The following is a 16,283-nucleotide window of genomic DNA, read 5'->3' as shown; positions in this document are numbered from 1 at the left end:
CCCGATCAGAACGGGTAGTCGGCGGCGTTGTCCTTGGTCACGTCGATCCAGGCTTGGCCGAAGAACGTGTTGGGGAACTCGCTGCTGGGCACCAGGGAGTTGTAGCCCTCGATGCCGAGGTCGGTGCCCTCCGCGATGGCCTCGCCGGCGTTGACCTTGCCGGCAGCCGAGAGCATCGCCTGGCCGGCCAGACCCGGATCCCAGAAGGTGATGGTGTCGACGGCGCCGGTCTCCAGCAGCTGTCCGGCGATCGAGGGCAGCGAGGTGCCGACGACGCAGGTGTCATCCGCGCGCCCGGCCTCTTCGATGGCCCGGCCGATGCCGGCGACGTCGGTGGAGGCGGAGCCGAGGAAGCCCTTGATGTCGGGATTGGTGGCCAGCAGCTCCTTCGTGCGCTGGTAGGCGGTCTCCTGGTTCTCGTCGGAGGAGATCGGGTCGGCGACGCGGGTGATTCCGGTGTACGTCGCGGCGGCATGCTCGAGTGCGCCCTCGGCCCACAGGTTGTGCGACTTCACGGTCAGCGAGCCGACGATGTGGGCGTAGGTGCCTTCGCCGCCCATGCATTCCGACAGCACGTCCATCTGGTGCGCGCCGTAGGCCTTGTCCTCGAAGGCCTCGATCGAGGCGTCGGTGTTGGTGATGCCTGCGGCCTCGTGGGTGATCACGGTGATGCCGGCGTCGCGCGCCCGCTTGAGCACGTTTTCGACGGACTCGGGCGAGTTGGGCACCACCAGGAGCGCGGCGGGCTGCTGCGGGATGACGTCGGAGATGATCGAGATCTGCTTCTCCTCGCTGGCGTCGTCGCCCGCGAGCTGCTTGACGGTGAGGCCGTTGGCGGTGCCGTATTCCTGGGCCAGAGCGTCCATCCGGTTGAACCAGTCGCCACCCGAGAGCTTGACGACGAAGATGAACTCGCCGTCGGTGTTCTTCTCGCCGGCGGCGGTGTTCGGTGCGGCCGGGTCGCCGGTGTTGGCGGCAGGATCGGCCGTACCGCAGGCCGCGAGGGGGAGGATGGCCGCGGCCAACCCGAGAGACAGAGCCAGCTTCGGCTTGTTGATCTTGGACATGGGGGTTCCTTTCATCTGATGGGGCTCAGTTGCCTACACGCCGCGGAGGGCGTGCATGATCTGTGGGTGCTCGACGCCGAAGTAGGCGAAGAGCTGTTGATAGGTGCGGAGGCGCGGGGCAAGGTCGGCTCGGCCTTCCGGAGTGGGGGAGTAGAGCGCCGCCACCTTGGGCCGGCATTGCGCGGCGGCCTGTGAGTGGTCGGCGAAGACTCCGGCGGCCACGGCGGCGTGCAGCGCGGCGCCCGTCGCGGGAAGGTTCGCGGACTCGACGGCGGAAACAGGCAACCCGGTGGCATCCGCCAGCAGTTGCATCAGGACGGGGTTCTTGAGTCCCAGCCCGCCGCACACGATGATCTCGTCGACGGGGAGACCCTGCGCTCGGAAGTTCTCGATGATGAGCTGCTGTCCGAAGGCCGCGCCCTCCAGGAGGGCCAGGTAGATGTGGTGCGGACGGGTGTCCAGGGTCATTCCGACGAACACTCCGCTGAGCGACGGATCCACCAGGGGCGAGCGGGTTCCGTTCAACCACTCGAGCGCGAGCACCTTCGGCCCGTCCTGCGTGGGGTCTTGGATCAGGCGGATGAGCTCTTGGTGGTCGCCATCGGCGAACCGCCGTACGAACCAGTTGAGCGAATCGCCGACGCCTGCCTGTCCCGCCTCGTAGCCGTAGCTGTCGGGCAGCATGCCCTGGTGGACGACGCCGGAGATGCCCGCGACCGGGCGGAGGTCGTCGGCAACCAGCATGTCGCACACCGACGTGCCCATCACGAGGAGCAGCTGACCGGGGCGGTCGATGCCCGCCGCGAGCACGGCGACCTGGGCGTCCATGTTGCTGACCCCGACCGTGATCGGCCCGAGTCCTAATCGTTGCTGCCACCGCGCTGACAGTGTGCCCGCGGCGTCGCCCGGGTAGCTCAGCTCCCCGGCCAGCTTGGGCAGCAGTGCGGAGAAGCCCGGTGAGAGCGCCTCCAGGAGGTCGGCGTCGGGGAATCCGCCCAGGTCCGGCTGGTGGCATGCCTTGTAACCCGCGACGGAGGCATTGCGACGGAGGGTGCCGGTGAGCTGCCAGGTGAGCCAGTCGCCCACCTCCAGGATGTAGCCGGCCTCGTCGAAGAGCTCAGGTGCCTCGTCGAACAGCTGAAGGGACTTCGGCATCAGCCACTCGGACGAGACCGTCCCGCCGTACCGGGCCAGCAGGTCAGGGGCTCGTTCCGCCCAGACGGTGTTGAGTCGGGATGCCCACGGCTGCGACGAGTGGTCCTTCCAGAGCCGCGCGTAGGCGTGACGCGACGACCGATGGTGTGGCAGCCGGCTGAGCGGTGTGCCGTCGTCGAGCGCCGGGAGCGGAGTGGACGCGGTGCTGTCCACGCCGAAGGCGACGATCTGGCTGGGATCGACCCCGCTCTCCCGCACCGCCGCTGGGACTACCGTCTCCAAGATCTCCAGGTAGTCGTCCGGGTCGTGCAGGGCCGAGCTGAACGGCAGGCGATCGTCGCTTCCGGGCAGACGCTCGTCGATCACGCCGTGCCGGTAAGCATGTTCTGCGCTGCCGATGATCCGGCCGTCCTTGAGGTCGATGACAACCGCTCGACCGGACTCGGTGCCGAAGTCGATCCCGACGCTGTAGTTCATGTTCTGGCCACCTCCTTGTGCCATCTGCGTGTGCGACAAAGCATCGCCGTTCGTGCACCATGACCGCCAGTAATATGCTCGTATGAGCGTGAGCAGAGAGCAGAGTAGGGCCGATCGGACGCTGCTGATCGACGTTTGTAAGCGGTATTACTTGGAGGAACAGTCGAAAATCGAGATTGCCGACGCCTTGGGGATCTCACGCTTCAGAGTCGCTCGTTTGATCACTTCGGCGCGTTCTCAGGGCTTGGTGCAGATCCGCATCGGAGACGACGCGCCCGCCACGCCGATGGGAAGGGAGCTGAAGGAGGCCTATGGACTCGAGTTCGCCGAGGTGGTGGATGGCAGCTTCTCGACGGAGCGCGGGCTCTGGGACGGGCTCGGTCGCACCGCTGCCTTCCTGCTCGAGCGGATCCTCACGGACCGCGACATCCTGGGTATCACCTGGGGGCGCAGCATCCAGGCGATCCTTCCCCACCTCGCGCGCCTGCCGCGGTGCCCCGTCGTGCAGCTGTCCGGAATGACGGGTGGTCCCGAGAACAACTCGACGGAGGTGGTGCGCCGGTTCGCGAAGGTGTCGAACGGCCCGGCCTATCCGCTCTATGCGCCGCTGGTGCTGCCGAACGCGGCCACCACGCAGGGACTGCTCGAGGAGTCGAGCATCGCGGAGACCTTCGCCATGCACAGCCAGGTCACGGTGGCAGTGATGTCGATCGGTAGCTGGGTGCCGCCCAACTCCCAGCTGCGCCTGCAGTTCCAGGTGAGCGAGGTGGAGCGGCTCTTGAAGCGAGGTGTGGTCGCCGAGATCGGCCGTGCGATGCCCGATGATTCTGGCGAATTGATCGACGATCCGGCCACGGAGCGGATCCTCGCCATCAGCCCCGATCGGCTGCGTCGGATCCCTACGGTGATCGCGGTGGCGGGCGGCGCGACCAAGGCTCTGGCTATCGAGAGCGTCCTCAAGTCGCGACTCATCAACTCACTCGTCACCGACGAGGTGGTCGCCCGATCGTTGATCAAGAAGGCCGAAGCCCGTTGAGGAGTCTCGCGTACCGGCCGGTGTCGAGTCTTCTCGGTCGCCATCTCGTCTGCACTGAGGTGTCTCACACGAAAGTGCCGCCACTTCCCTCTCGGCAGCCGGAACCGGCGTGGAAGCTGAGGAGAAGTCCGGGTTGGTGGCGGAGTGTTGCCGCGTAGGCTTGCGCCATGATCTCTCCTGTTGTCGATGTCGCTTGGGTTGAGGCGCACCCGAACGTCGTTATTGCCGACGTGCGTTACTACCTGGATGGCCGCTCCGCAGCCGATGCCTATGCTGATCGCCACATCCCCGGCGCGGTCCGCGTCGACATGGATGCGGTGCTGGCCGAGCACGCCGCGCCGGAAGCCGGACGGCATCCGCTGCCGTCGCCCGAGAAGTTTGCCGCCGGGCTGTCTGAGGTCGGTATCGGGGATGAGAGCGTGGTTGTGGCCTACGACGACGCCGGGGGAGCGATGGCCGGACGTTTGGTTTGGCTGCTGCGCATGCTCGGACACGACGCGGCCCTGCTCGACGGTGGCCTCGCTGCGTGGCCGGGTGAGCTGACGATGGAGGTGCCCGTCGTCGAGCCGCGAGTGTTCACGCCGAAGCCGTGGCCCGCCGACGCGTTGGCCACGATCGACGAGGCCGCCTCCGGGAGCTTCGTGATCGACGCCCGCGCGCCCGAGCGCTATCGCGGCGAGACCGAGCCCATCGATCCTCGCGCCGGTCATATCCCCGGCGCTAGAAACTACCCACTGACGGGCAACCTCGCTGCCGATGGACGCTTCCTCGCCCCGGCAGCTCTCCAGGATCGCTTCGCCGACGTGACGGACGCGTCCGAGGTGATCTCCTACTGCGGCTCCGGCATCACCGCCTGCCACAACCTGATCGCGCTGGAGTACGCAGGCTTGGGCACGGGCCGCCTGTACCCGGGCTCCTGGTCGCAGTACAGCAACACCGACCGCCCCGCAGCTACCGCCCCCTGAGCCGGCCGAAGCGAGTCCGCCACGCTCGTCGAGGTGCACCCCACCTACGCTCTTCGAGGTGCGAGGCCGTCCGCGGTCGAGCCTCGAGGAGAGCGTGACGGTGTCTGGGGGCTTGTGGTCGGGTTTCGGTGGGTGGGTGCGTTGTGTTACGGATGGGGTCGCGGTTGCTGAGGTGCGAGCGGAGCGAGCCTCGAAGTGCCCGCCGCCGGCCGTGTTCCGGCGCTTCGCGCGGGCTCACGGCTTTTACGCCCACCACACCCACTCGCGGACCCCATCCTCCACACGACTTGGTTCTTCGGCTGCCGGTTGGCTCTCCTCGAGGCTCCGCTGCGCTCCGCACCTCGAAGAGCGTGAAGGCGGACCCCATCCTCCACACGACTACGCGTTCGGCTGCCGGTTGGCTCTCCTCGAGGCTACGGCTTCGGGGCTCGTCCGGGTGCTGAGGAGCGAGGTACGAGCGTCTCGAAGTGCGCCCCAGCGCCTCCGCACCTCGAAGAGCGTCGTGTGTTCCTCGTCCTGGGGTTTCGCACCTCGGAGGGCGTCGCTATCACGGTCTTTGAGGTGCGGAGCGCAGCGGAGCCTCGAAAAGACCCAGCGTGAGGTGGGGCAGGGACTGTAGTTGGGAGTCGAACGGCAGGGCTATTCCTGGGGGTGCCAGGGGTTGGGTTCGACGGGTTGCTGCGCTTGGGTGGCTTGGTTTCGTTCGATGATGCGTCGGAACTCGGCGAAGGGGTCGGGCTCGAGTGTCTTCGGTGGTCGTCGCAGTGGCATCTCGTCGTTGTGTGGGATGTTCCAGGGCGGAGGTTCTGGCTCGGGGCAGGGTGGTGCCTCGCTGTCGGCGGCCAGTTTTGCCTGTTGGAGTCGGTAGCGGCGGTGTTGTCGGGGTGTGCGTCTTGGGTCGATGTGTCGGGGTGGGGTGAACCACGGGAGCTTCGTGATGGGATCCAAGTGGACTTCCCATTGGAGTTCTGGGGAGATGCTCTGGTCGGGTTCTACTACCCGATGGTGGTATGGACACACCAGGACTGCGTGGTCTAGATCGGTGTTGCCTCCGTCGACCCAGGGGATGATGTGGTGGCCTTGGCAGGCGGCGGGTGGTGCGTCGCAGGAGGGGAAGGCGCAGCCCTGATCGCGGGCGGTGAGGAGTTGGCGTTGGGGTTTGGTGAACAACCGCTTCGTGCGTCCAACATCCAACGGTTCCGAATCCGTTCCGAGGACGACCGGGATGATGCTGGCGTCGCAGCACATCCGTCGAGCAGCACCGGGGGATATGGGTTGGCTGTTGTTGAGGAGTTCTGCTCGGCCTAGCCGTGCAGTGAGGTTGTCGAGGGTCATTGTGATCTGGATCTGGGGTCGGTCACCACCCTGGGCCGGTAACTCTGCACTGTTGGCGGCGATAGCGATCAACCTGGTGAGCGCGTCGGCGCGCCTGGCATCAGGGGTCGGGGTTTCACCCGTCGCACCATAGGAGCTGACAGACGGCATGAGGGCTTCGATCTGCGCAGACAGGAGGGTTCCGTCAACTGTGGGTAGTTTCCCGGTGATGGTGATGGAGCCGTGGAAGTCGGGGCGGATACGCAGGAACCTATCGGCAAAGGCTTTTTGTTCTTCCCGTTCCAAGCGTTTCGCTTCCTCTAGGTCGGCTTCTTCAGGATCAATGATCTCTGCCATGCGAGCGGCAAGGGAGCGGAGTTCTTTCGGTCCTAACTCGTGGACGTATTGCAGGCACTGGTTTTGACAGATCTCGAGATCGGTTTTGGTGAAGTGGGTGGGGAGTTTCTTCAACCCGGTGATGATCGCATGAGCCTGTTCCAGGGAGATGTATCCATCGCACAACGCTGTGTTGATGATCGGGAACCGTTCCGCCAGCTCGCTCGCGAGCCTGATCGCGGCTTTGGACTGGGCTTCGTTGAGGCGGGTGGATGACCGTATCTGGTCGAGTACGACGGCGGTGTCGAGGTGTTTGGCTTCGGTGAACAGCCGAAGCCGCAAGCCGGCGAGTTGGGCTTCTGTCTGGGTGATCGTTTCGAACAGCGCGATCGCTTCCGCAGGCCGATCCGAATGAAGAGTGTGGAGGCAGTCCCACCCGGCAGCAAGAGCTTGCTGCATCAGGTCTTGGAACTGTTCTACGGTCATAACATGAATTGTTCCAGTGACCTCTGACAGTTTCCCCGATAAAACCGGGTCCACGGCGCCTATTGCGTGTCACGGTTTTATAACTTGTTTTCCACTGTTCCAAAACTGATGCTTGACAAGAGTGGGTGTTGTGGCCAACTGGTGGTTGTGTTGTTTAGGGATTCTTGCGGGGGCTCTTTTCGAGGCTCGGCCGCAGGCGGCCTCGCACCTCAAAGAGCGTGGGGGGATTACGGTCTTTGAGGTGCGGAGCGCAGCGGAGCCTCGAAAAGACCTGGCGCGAGAATTCACAGGGGGTTGGTGACGGTGATTGATGCGGTGGTTTGGTTGCCGGTGGCTCTTTTCGAGGCTCCGGCTTGGGGGCTCGTTCCTCGCCCCCGAGCCTCCGCGCCTCAAAGAGCGTAAGGGGGATTACGGTCTTTGAGGTGCGAGGAACGAGCCTCGAAAAGACCTGGCGCGAGAGCTAATCCACCAGGGGGCGCCAGGCGGAGGTGTCGACGTCGAGGGTGATCATGCGCTGGGTGGCCCTGGTCAGGGCGACGTAGAGGACGCGGACGCCGTTGGGGGCTTCGGCGACGATCTCGTCGGGGGAGACCACCAGCACGCCGTCGTATTCCAAGCCCTTGGCCTGGAGCGAGGTGACCACCAGAATGCGGTCCTCGAAGGCTCCCAGGCGGGGGTCTCCCATCACGAAGAGCTGGATGTCCTGCTGGCGCGACGGCGGCACGATCACGCCGATGGTGCCGCCGACCTGGCCGGCCAGGTTCAGCACGTGCGTGCGCACCGCGTCGTGCAGGCCGGTGCTGTCGGTGGCGGCGAGCAGCGGTTCGACGCCGGTGTTGCGGACCGCCCGGGGGAGGTCGGCGTCGGGGAAGACCTTGGTGATCACCTTGGCCGCCAGGTTGAAGACCTCGCTGGGGGAGCGATAGTTGGTGGACAGCGTGAACCGGCGCAGCTTGCCGCGCCCCACCACCTCGTCCATGGCGCGCTGGGTCTCGGCCTGGTCGGGGTAGGAGCTTTGAGCCGGATCGCCGACGATGGTCCACGACGCCTGCGGCCCCCGTCGCCGCAGCATCCGCCACTGCATGGGGGTGATGTCCTGACCCTCATCAACCAGGATGTGGGCGTAGGTGGTCTGGGGGTCATCGTCGGGGTCGACGTCGCGGGCGCGGCTGAGCAGGTCGGCGGTGGTGACCAGTTCTGCCCTCTCGCCGCCCTCGATGAACACGTCGGGGCCGTCACCGGGCTCTTCGTCGGGCACGCCCAGCACGCCGGCGAGCTCGTCGAGCAGCGCGATGTCGGCCACGGACCATCCGCGCACCGGCTCGAGTTCATCGCGGGCCTGGATCCAGGAGTAGGAGTCGGACAGCTGACGGCGCTGCTCCGGACTGAGGTTGCGGCCCACCCGCTCCACCACCTCGGGGTGGGACAGCCGTGCCAGCACCCGGATGGCGGAGAGCGACGGCCACCAGGCGTTCATGAACATCGCGAGGCTGGGATGCTCGCGAATGGCCTCGCGCAGCTCGTCGGGCTCGATCGCCACGTCGTCGGGCATCTTGGCGGCCAGCGCCGTGATCACCAGCTGCAGGGCCTGCCCGCGCCCGCGGTTCATCTTGGTGGAGGCCAGCACCTGGTCTCGGATCCGGGCCAGCTCGGGTTCGGTGAGGGTCAGCACCTCGCCCTTGACGGTGACCCTGACCCGCAACGCCTCGGAACCTTCGATCAACGGCAGCCGCACGAGCTTGCGCAGCACCGGCAGCATCGCCAGGCTGCCCTTGATGGTGGCCGCCGCCGCGCCGTCCACACGCTCGCTCATGATGCCGAGCACGTCGCTGGCCACGCCGCCGATGGCCTTGAGCGCCACGGAGTCCTCGCCGAGGCTGGGCAGCACGCGCTCGATGTAGTTCATGAACACGCTCGACGGACCCACGACGAGCACCCCGCCGCGCTCCAACCGGGCCCGGTACGTGTACAGCAGGTAAGCGGCGCGGTGCAGCGCAACAACCGTCTTGCCGGTGCCGGGGCCGCCCGAGATGATGGTCACGCCCTGGTACGGCGCGCGGATGGCCTCGTCCTGTTCGGCCTGGATGGTGGCGACGATGTCGCGCATGGTCAGGCCGCGCGCCCGACTGATCGACGCCATCAATGCGCCCTCGCCGAAGATCGGCAGATCCGTGTGGGCCGACGAGTCGAGCAGGTCGTCCTCCAACCCGATCACCTTGTCATCGCGGCAGCGCAGCACGCGGCGACGGATGACTCCCATCGGCTCCAGCTGAGTGGCACGGTAGAACGGCTCCGCGGCGGGGGCTCGCCAGTCGATGGTCAGCGGGTTGTAGTCGTCATCCCGCACCCCGATGCGCCCGATGTAGCGCGCGTCGTCATCGGCCAGGTCGATCCGGCCGAAGACCAGGCCCTCATGCTCGGCATCCAGCACCGCCAGTCGGCGCGCAGCCTGATAGGCGAAGGCATCGCGTTCGAACAGAGCCGTGCCGTCCTCCTCTCGGAGGAAGTTGTCGCGGTCGGTCAAGAAGATCTCGCGACCCTGCTTGGCCAGGTTCTTCGCGCTCGCGGTCGCGGAACCGAGCCGCTGATAGACCTTGTCGACGTGGGCCTGTTCGAGGGCGATCTCACGGTCGAGATCTGCGCGAGTATTGGTCAAAGGATGATCCTTTTGCCGGGAGCGGACGAAACAGTCTACTACTTCTCAGATGCGCCAAGCGCCCGTCGAGGTCGGGGAACGGGCGGGAGGCGGAAGTCGCGGTTGGTCGGCCGGCAGTCCTGCCCGGTCAGGCGCTCGTGGAGCTCGTAGACCGCGAGTGCCGCGCTGGACAGCTCGGCCCACGGTTCGGGGCCGGCCGGAGAACAAACCGAGGCACGCAGGCTGCCGTGATCGTCGATGGCCGGTCGGGCGAGAATCTCCCTCGCACGGCGGGGCTCGAGCCCCCAGGCGAGATCGCGTCGGGTGCTGCGGTAGTCCCAGGTGAGCTGCCGGGCGCCGTCGGGATGCGGGACGCGCCAGGAGATCACCACCTGCGACGAGGTGTGGTCGATCGTCTGGGATGTCTCGTGGTGCAGGCTGTCGACGCTGCTCGCGGGATCGAGTGCGGCATAGCCGATGAGCGGCGCTTGGGCGAGCGGAACCCGGAGTCGCCACCAGGCGGTCCGAGGACGGTGCGGGAGGCAGTCGATGTCGGGACTCTCGGCGGGCTCATCGACGATCTGCACGCCCCTCGCGCTCAGGCGCTCGATCAGCAGCTCGAGGAGCAGCGACGAAGGGCGGGCGTGGCCGTCGCCATCGACGAGCTGCCAGCGACCGAACTGACGCTCGACGGCGAGCCGAGTGGCAAGAAGGCCCGGGGCCGCGGTGGATGCGGTGCCGGCGGGAAAACGCAGGTCGAGGAGGATGCGGGCCAGATGCGGCTCGTCGACGCGGTCGGCCAGATCGGCGAGCGTCCGGTCCAGCCACAGGGAGCGGCGGTGCGCGGGGGAGGCGGGAGAGGCAGGAGACTCGACGCCGAATCGACGTGCTGCCGTCCACGCGTCGTCGGCGCCGTCGAGAAGATCGCGCCAACGCTCCGCGACAGAGGTTCCATAGCGTTCGGCAAGCGCGTAGAACTGTGCGCCGCGCTCGGACGGCAGGTCGAGGGAGGTGCCGTCGTCGAAGAGATGGCGGACGGGCGGTGCGGGAGCGAATCGCAGGCCGCGACGCGCGAGCTCAGGATCCAGCGCCCTTCCGGTCTTCTTGAAGAGGTCGCGCCACGCCGCAGGCAGGATGATCAGCGGGGGCAAGGAGCTCTCGGCGTCGCCCGCCGGAGCCCAGCGTCCACCGAGAGGTTCGCCGCAGGTGTGCACAGTGACGGGATGTCCGAGCCGGGCGAGCCGCGCAGCCGCAGCCATGCCGGCCAACGTCGCCCCCTGAACAGACACCATGCCCGACAGGGTAACCGGTCGGGCATGGGATGCGTGTGCGGAGTTGCTACTGATCGCCCTGCTGATTGCGGCGCCAGCGCTCCTCGAGCTTGTCCATGAACTCCTGGTTGCTTCCCGGACGGGGAGGGCTGTCGGGATGGCGAACGGAGCGACCGCCGTCGCCCCCGATGCGTTGCCAGGAGTTGATGCCGACGATGGCCGAGGCCAGCATGATGATGAAGCCGAGGATGCTGACCGCAGGATGAATCTGCACCCCGAGAACCAGCACGAGCAGGCCGACGACGAATCCGAGCCCAGCCACCGTGGCACGCTTGCGATGGATACGGACGTGGCCCGTGCCTCGCAGCGTCTCGGCGAGCTTGGGGTCGTCGGCGATCAAGGACGCCTCAAGCTGCTCTAGCAGCTTGCGCTCCTGCTCTGATAGCGCCATGGCGGCCTCCCTGTCCTCCATCGACTGTGAATACCTATCCTATGCCCGCTTCAGGGTTGGGCAAAGGCCACTCTTGACTACTTCTTTGCGAACACTCTCACCGGGGAAAGAGAGCGTGGCAAAAGGACGCTGAGGTAGCGCATCCCGGGCGGGCTGGCGCTGCGTCGAAGCTCCTTCAACAGGCGTTTCGTGTCCGCGGGAAGAGGGGTCACGTCGGAGAACGAGGGAGCGAAGTGGATGCGTTCCAGATGCCCGGCGATCGCGAGCAGCGACGCCGCGGCCTCCGGCGTGAGTTCCTCGGCCGCGGCGGTCGCCGCGGGCATCGGTGAACCGTCGGGCCAGGTCCGTCCCGTGTCGACGAAGGTGTCGCGGATCTCGGCGAGCACGGCGTCCGCGAGCTCCGGTGCCGGCTGGCGGGAGCGCAGCCGCCACGCTCTCAGCGCCCATCGCAGCGTCGCCGGAATCAGCAGCAGGAGGATCACTCCTCCGATGGGGAGCAGCCAACCGCTCAGTGCCGATGATCCCGTGGCCTGATCATCGGGTGAGGTGGTCGACGGGGTGTTCGGCTCCTGCTGGGGCGGCTCGCTCTCGGCCGGATCGGAGGCCGACGGCGTGGGGGACGGCGACGCGTTGGGCTGGTCTCCGTTCTCACCTTCGTCAGGGGGCGTGGGCGTGGTGCCGCCCGGCGTCGGCTCGAAGGGCACCCAGCCCAGATCGTCGAAGTAGAGCTCGGGCCACGCGTGCATGTCGTGCGTGGTGACGGCGTAGCTGCCGTCGGGCTGGGCGGTGCCGGGTGTGAAGCCGACGGCCATCCTCGCGGGAATGCCCTCGATCCGTGCCATCGCGACCATTCCGGCGGCGAAGTGGATGCAGTATCCGGTGCGTTCGGAGAGGAGGAACTCGGAGAGGGTGTCGCGACTCGTCGAGTCGGGGGCGCTCAAGGAGTAGGAGAACTCCGGCGAGCGCAGGAAACGCTGGATCGCGATCGCCTTCTCGCCCGCGGTGGTGGCGTCGGCGTCGGCGACGACCTGCTCGGTCAGGGTGAGCACGTCGTCGTCCAGGGACGGCACCTCGAGCAGCAGGTCGGCGTCGGACGGACGGCCGGCCTCGGCGGCGCTCATGGCGGCGGCGTCGGGGGTGGGCACCGTCGAATGCACGGTGTACTCCAGCCCTCGGGTCTGGTCCTGCCTCATGCCGCCGGTTCCGATGATCGACATGGTCGAGGGATCGAACGCCCACTGACCGGCCGCGTCGAAGGAGTCGACGACGAAGGGCACCGGGAGATACTCCGACGGCACGTCCGCCATCTGCACCGACACGTCGAGTTGCTCACCGGGGGAAGTGCTGGCGAGATCCAGGCCGATCGACGAGAGGGCCATGGGAACAAGGTGCATTCCCCGGGTGTCGAGCTTGGTGAGCGCAACCAGCCGGAGGTAGACCCCTTCGCCGGTCGACGAGACATAGTTCAGCACCGGCACCGCGGACGGCCGCTGCAGGTTGCTGGCCAGCTCGGCGGTGGGATCCGACAGCTGGATGGGGCCGCTGTCGCCGTCGCCGAGGCTGAGCTTGGGTCCGATCGGAATAAGGGGGGCGAGCAGGGCGGCCAGCAGAAGGGCGATCGCGCCCAGGCCGAGCGCCTGGGTGCCGCGCGCTGCCCGGTTGGCGGCCACGCGGGACGCCGAGCGCACCAGGTGTCCGCTGCCTTGGCCGTGGGTGGAGGCGAGCACCGTGATGAAGGCCAGGGCCACCCAGCCGAGCTGGGTCCAATCGAGGTCGTTGGCCCGCGAGAGGGCGCCCACCAGGTAGGGCAGCGCCAGGGGGGCGAGCGCCCAGGCCGGCTGTTCGAGCTGGCTTGCGAGAACCTCGGTCAGCAGGAGGAGCAGAGCGGCCATGCCGGCGACCGCCCACACCACTCCCGGATCCGGAGCGATCGGCGGGCTGCCGGTCTGCACCGCGTCCATGGCCCGGATCCAGAGCTGGATCAGGCGCGAGGTCCACGCCTCGTCGGGCTCGCCGGGCATGGCGGTCAGCCCCCGCCACGCGAGCACACCGCCCATGAGCAGAGCCTGCGCCAGAGGGATCAACGGACGGGGCGAGTGGAGCATGCTCAGGAAGAGGCCGGTCAAAGCCCCGGTGGCGAGCACCAGGCCCGCCTCCCAGATGAACGTCGAACCCTGGACGAGGGATCCCAAGGGAAGAATGCTGAGCCAGACCGCCAGCGCGAGCGCCGGGGACAGGAGGAGGTACCGGGAGGATTTCATCGGTGCCCTCCTTGCCCGACCAGGCGTCGCCACACGTCCGGCACCGGTTCCCCTGGACGATAGGTGGCCAGCGCCCAGCCAGCGGCGACGAGCATCCTCGTGGCGTCGACGTGCTCGTCCAGGCGCTCACCGGAGAACTCCCACGCTGCGGCGTCCGGAACCATCGCGAATCCGCGCAGGGCCCGGGTGGACAGGGCGATCAAGGTGGCGGCGTCCCTCGTGCTGATCAGGCCGAGCGTGGCGACCAGGGTGGCGCCGCCCACCGAGTCGAGGTCGTCGATCAGCGCCGACAGAGCCGTGTCCTGAGACGCCTCCAACTCGGTCATCGCCTCCAGCATGGGCTCCTTCGCGCCCAGGCCGCTCAGCTGCTGCGAGGGATCGAAGAACGAGCTCGCGCCGCCGAGCACCGTCAGCCGCCAGCGCGATGCCAGCAGCTTGGCGGCGATCGACGTGGTGGCGGAGATCGCCCACTCCATGCTGGAGTCGGGCCCCACCCCGGCATGGCTGAAGGATCGGCAGTCCACCAGCAGCGTGCACGACGGATCCCACGGATCCTCGGCAATGCGCACCATCAGCTCACCCTGCTTCGCGCTCATCCTCCAGTGCACGCGACGCATGTCATCGCCGTGACGATGTTCGCGCACCAGCACGTCGTCCTGGCCTGACTGACCGAGCCGGCTCGGTGAGGACTGCTGACTGGCGCCCGTGCCCGCGGTGCGCGGGAGCGCGTCGAGCGGCCAGACCCGAGGCGACACCCGAAGGTTGGTGAGGGCTCCCCGCGTGGAACGTGTGCACCGGGCCAGCCCGAGGGGGTCGGTGAAGCGCACCTTGAGGGGCCCGATCGGGAACCGGCCTCGCTGCGTCGTCGTGATCTGGTAGGACACCGCCTGGGTCCAGGAACCGAAGGCCCTGGCCACCCGGAACTGCGCTCCGCCGCCGATGGCCGTCGGCGCCAGATCGGTGAACTCAAGCGAGCCGGTGGCGAAGGGCTTGGCGTTGTGCAGCCTCAACACCACCTCGACGTCGGACCCGATCGTGCTCTGCGCCGGCTTCGGGACGCGCTCGACGCTGATCTCGGGCCTGGCCAGCAAGAGATAAAGCAGAGCCGCCAGGGGGAGGAGCGTCAAGAACACCCCCAACCGCAGCAGATCCGGCTCGCCGAGCAGCGAACCTGCGCCGCCGGCCACGATGCCCATGATCAGGACCACCAGGCCCCGGAGGCTGAGCAAGGGCATTCGGCTATCCCCGGCCCGGCGCCGGGATGCGTTCCACGACGCTCTTGATGATCCTTCCGGGGGTGCGCCCGGCCACCTGTGCTTCGACGGTGGTGAGCAGCCGGTGCTCCAGTACTTCGCGGCTCAGCCTGGAGACATCCTCGGGGATCACGTAGTCGCGCCCCTCCAGCACGGCGACGGCGCGGGACGCGCGCATCAGATGGAGCGAGGCACGGGGGCTGGCTCCGAGCCGCAGATCCGGATGGGAGCGGGTGGCGTCCACGATGTTCACGATGTATTCGTTGATGGCCGGGGCGACGTAGACCTGGCGCAGCGCCGCGACGGCGGCGGCGACCTCGTCCGACGTGGTCACCGGGCGCACCGAGGCCAACTGATCCCCGCCGGCCTGGGCGGCGAGCATCGCCACCTCGGAGGCCTTGGCCGGGTAGCCCATCTCGATCCGGGCCATGAACCGGTCGCGCTGCGCCTCGGGGAGGGGATAGGTGCCCTCCATCTCGATCGGGTTCTGGGTGGCGATCACCATGAACGGGCTCGCCAGGCGGTACGTGTGACCGTCGACGGAGACCTGCGCCTCGGCCATGGCCTCCAGCAGCGCGGACTGGGTCTTGGGGGAGGCGCGGTTGATCTCGTCGCCCAGCACCACGTTGGCGAAGATGCCGCCGCGCTGGAACTCGAAGGCTCGGGTGGCCTGATTGAACACCGACACGCCGGTGACGTCGCTCGGCAGCAGATCAGGGGTGAACTGGATGCGCTTGACGTCGCCGCCGATGGAACGGCCGAGCGCCTTGGCGAGCACGGTCTTGCCGACGCCGGGCACGTCCTCGATCAGCAGATGCCCGCCGGCGAGGAGAACCACCACCGCGAGGGCGGCCTGGCGGGGTTTGCCCTCGATGACACGCGCGATCTCAGCGGTGATCGAGTTGGCGATCCGTTGCACGTCTCCCAGGGTGGCTGTCGGTGACTCGCTCACGCTCGGTTCCTCCTCATGGCTTCCTACAGGCTCCGCACACACCCTACTTGGCCACGAGCAGGCCGCGCATTGATCACTGGTGGGGAATTGCCGCGTGGTTGGCATGTCTTGGTGGGGGAAAGTGGGGTAAAGTGGCGGCAATTGGAGCAAAGTGGAGTGCAATGGGTCGGGGAGGTGAGCGCCGATGTTCCTGGGGACGTACACCCCGAAGCTGGACGACAAGGGTCGGCTCATCCTGCCCGCGAAGTTCCGCGACGCCCTGGCGGGCGGCCTCGTCGTCACTCGGGCCCAGGATCGAGCGCTGGCGGTGTACCCCAAGGAGACCTTCGAGCAGTTGATGGCTCCGGTCAGCTCCGCGCCGAGCACCGTGAAGCAGGTTCGCGACTACCAGCGCATGATGAGCGCCGGCGCGAGCTTCGAGGTGCCCGACAAGCAGGGGCGGGTCACCATACCGCCGATCCTGCGCAACTATGCGGGTCTCGATCGCGATGTGGTCGTGATCGGCGCCATGAACCGCGCCGAGATCTGGGACGCCGAGGCCTGGCAGCGGTACTCGGCCGAGAGCGAGGCCGGCTTCGCCGACCTGGATGAGGAGTTTTCGATCAACGATTCATGAGGCTTCGT

12 protein-coding genes are annotated in these 16,283 nt (G+C 67.4%); 3 read left to right on the top strand and 9 right to left on the bottom strand.

What is annotated here, in order from left to right; all coding sequences use genetic code 11:
• Nucleotides 1-5: 5 nt before the first annotated feature.
• Together P0D62_RS06135 and P0D62_RS06130 are read right to left on the bottom strand one after the other, a co-directional pair.
• Nucleotides 6-1,067 carry a substrate-binding domain-containing protein gene (locus P0D62_RS06135; protein ID WP_275701746.1) on the bottom strand — a complete coding sequence of 354 codons (1,062 nt, stop codon included), beginning with the start codon at nt 1,065-1,067 and terminating at the stop codon, nt 6-8.
• Nucleotides 1,068-1,100: 33 nt separating this feature from the next.
• A complete protein-coding gene (locus P0D62_RS06130; protein ID WP_275701745.1) occupies nt 1,101-2,699 on the bottom strand; it encodes a ribulokinase in 1,599 nt (532 codons plus the stop codon).
• Nucleotides 2,700-2,916: 217 nt separating this feature from the next.
• Between P0D62_RS06130 and P0D62_RS06125 the strand changes: the two genes are divergently transcribed.
• Together P0D62_RS06125 and P0D62_RS06120 are read left to right on the top strand one after the other, a co-directional pair.
• Nucleotides 2,917-3,735 (top strand): sugar-binding transcriptional regulator, encoded by an 819-nt coding sequence (locus P0D62_RS06125; protein ID WP_275701744.1) that lies wholly within the window; start codon nt 2,917-2,919, stop codon nt 3,733-3,735.
• A 167-nt stretch (nt 3,736-3,902) separates the two neighbouring features.
• A complete protein-coding gene (locus P0D62_RS06120) occupies nt 3,903-4,700 on the top strand; it encodes a sulfurtransferase (RefSeq protein ID WP_275701743.1) in 798 nt (265 codons plus the stop codon).
• A 639-nt stretch (nt 4,701-5,339) separates the two neighbouring features.
• Here the strand turns inward: P0D62_RS06120 and P0D62_RS06115 are convergent.
• The 7 genes from P0D62_RS06115 to P0D62_RS06085 form a co-directional block, all read right to left on the bottom strand.
• Nucleotides 5,340-6,836: an HNH endonuclease signature motif containing protein gene (locus tag P0D62_RS06115; RefSeq protein WP_275701742.1), complete on the bottom strand. Its 1,497-nt coding sequence runs from the start codon at nt 6,834-6,836 to the stop codon at nt 5,340-5,342.
• A gap of 460 nt (nt 6,837-7,296) precedes the next feature.
• Complete coding sequence (locus tag P0D62_RS06110) at nt 7,297-9,492, bottom strand: HelD family protein (RefSeq protein WP_275701741.1); 2,196 nt, start codon at nt 9,490-9,492, stop codon at nt 7,297-7,299.
• A 38-nt stretch (nt 9,493-9,530) separates the two neighbouring features.
• The gene (locus P0D62_RS06105; RefSeq protein ID WP_275701740.1) at nt 9,531-10,763 is read right to left on the bottom strand and encodes a hypothetical protein; all 1,233 of its coding nucleotides are present in this window, start codon (nt 10,761-10,763) and stop codon (nt 9,531-9,533) included.
• A gap of 46 nt (nt 10,764-10,809) precedes the next feature.
• On the bottom strand, nt 10,810-11,214 hold the full coding sequence (locus P0D62_RS06100; protein ID WP_275701739.1) for a DUF3040 domain-containing protein: 405 nt from the start codon (nt 11,212-11,214) through the stop codon (nt 10,810-10,812).
• 56 nt (nt 11,215-11,270) lie between these two features.
• A complete protein-coding gene (locus tag P0D62_RS06095) occupies nt 11,271-13,454 on the bottom strand; it encodes a transglutaminase family protein (protein WP_275701738.1) in 2,184 nt (727 codons plus the stop codon).
• Nucleotides 13,451-14,689, bottom strand: a complete 1,239-nt coding sequence (locus tag P0D62_RS06090; RefSeq protein WP_275701737.1) for a DUF58 domain-containing protein — start codon at nt 14,687-14,689, stop codon at nt 13,451-13,453. The genes P0D62_RS06095 and P0D62_RS06090 overlap by 4 nt, the downstream gene beginning before the upstream one ends.
• A gap of 4 nt (nt 14,690-14,693) precedes the next feature.
• Nucleotides 14,694-15,659, bottom strand: a complete 966-nt coding sequence (locus tag P0D62_RS06085; RefSeq protein WP_275701736.1) for an AAA family ATPase — start codon at nt 15,657-15,659, stop codon at nt 14,694-14,696.
• Nucleotides 15,660-15,843: 184 nt separating this feature from the next.
• Between P0D62_RS06085 and mraZ the strand changes: the two genes are divergently transcribed.
• Entirely contained in the window at nt 15,844-16,275 is a 432-nt protein-coding gene (gene mraZ / locus P0D62_RS06080) for a division/cell wall cluster transcriptional repressor MraZ (protein WP_275701735.1), read from the top strand.
• Nucleotides 16,276-16,283 lie beyond the last annotated feature (8 nt).

Source organism: Tessaracoccus caeni, assembly GCF_029211185.1.
Classification (GTDB): domain Bacteria; phylum Actinomycetota; class Actinomycetes; order Propionibacteriales; family Propionibacteriaceae; genus Arachnia; species Arachnia caeni.
The sequence above is the reverse complement of the archived record's forward strand: the minus strand, read 5'-3'. Positions and strand labels throughout refer to the sequence as shown.

Bases quoted from the DNA above. Each gene is read 5' to 3' on its own strand.
- P0D62_RS06120 (WP_275701743.1), top strand. From the start codon at position 3,903: ATGATCTCTCCTGTTGTCGATGTCGCTTGGGTTGAGGCGCACCCGAAC.
- mraZ (WP_275701735.1), top strand. From the start codon at position 15,844: ATGTTCCTGGGGACGTACACCCCGAAGCTGGACGACAAGGGTCGGCTC.
- P0D62_RS06130 (WP_275701745.1), bottom strand. From the start codon at position 2,699: ATGAACTACAGCGTCGGGATCGACTTCGGCACCGAGTCCGGTCGAGCG.
- P0D62_RS06135 (WP_275701746.1), bottom strand. From the start codon at position 1,067: ATGTCCAAGATCAACAAGCCGAAGCTGGCTCTGTCTCTCGGGTTGGCC.
- P0D62_RS06100 (WP_275701739.1), bottom strand. From the start codon at position 11,214: ATGGAGGACAGGGAGGCCGCCATGGCGCTATCAGAGCAGGAGCGCAAG.
- P0D62_RS06095 (WP_275701738.1), bottom strand. From the start codon at position 13,454: ATGAAATCCTCCCGGTACCTCCTCCTGTCCCCGGCGCTCGCGCTGGCG.
- P0D62_RS06115 (WP_275701742.1), bottom strand. From the start codon at position 6,836: ATGACCGTAGAACAGTTCCAAGACCTGATGCAGCAAGCTCTTGCTGCC.
- P0D62_RS06105 (WP_275701740.1), bottom strand. From the start codon at position 10,763: ATGGTGTCTGTTCAGGGGGCGACGTTGGCCGGCATGGCTGCGGCTGCG.
- P0D62_RS06090 (WP_275701737.1), bottom strand. From the start codon at position 14,689: ATGCCCTTGCTCAGCCTCCGGGGCCTGGTGGTCCTGATCATGGGCATC.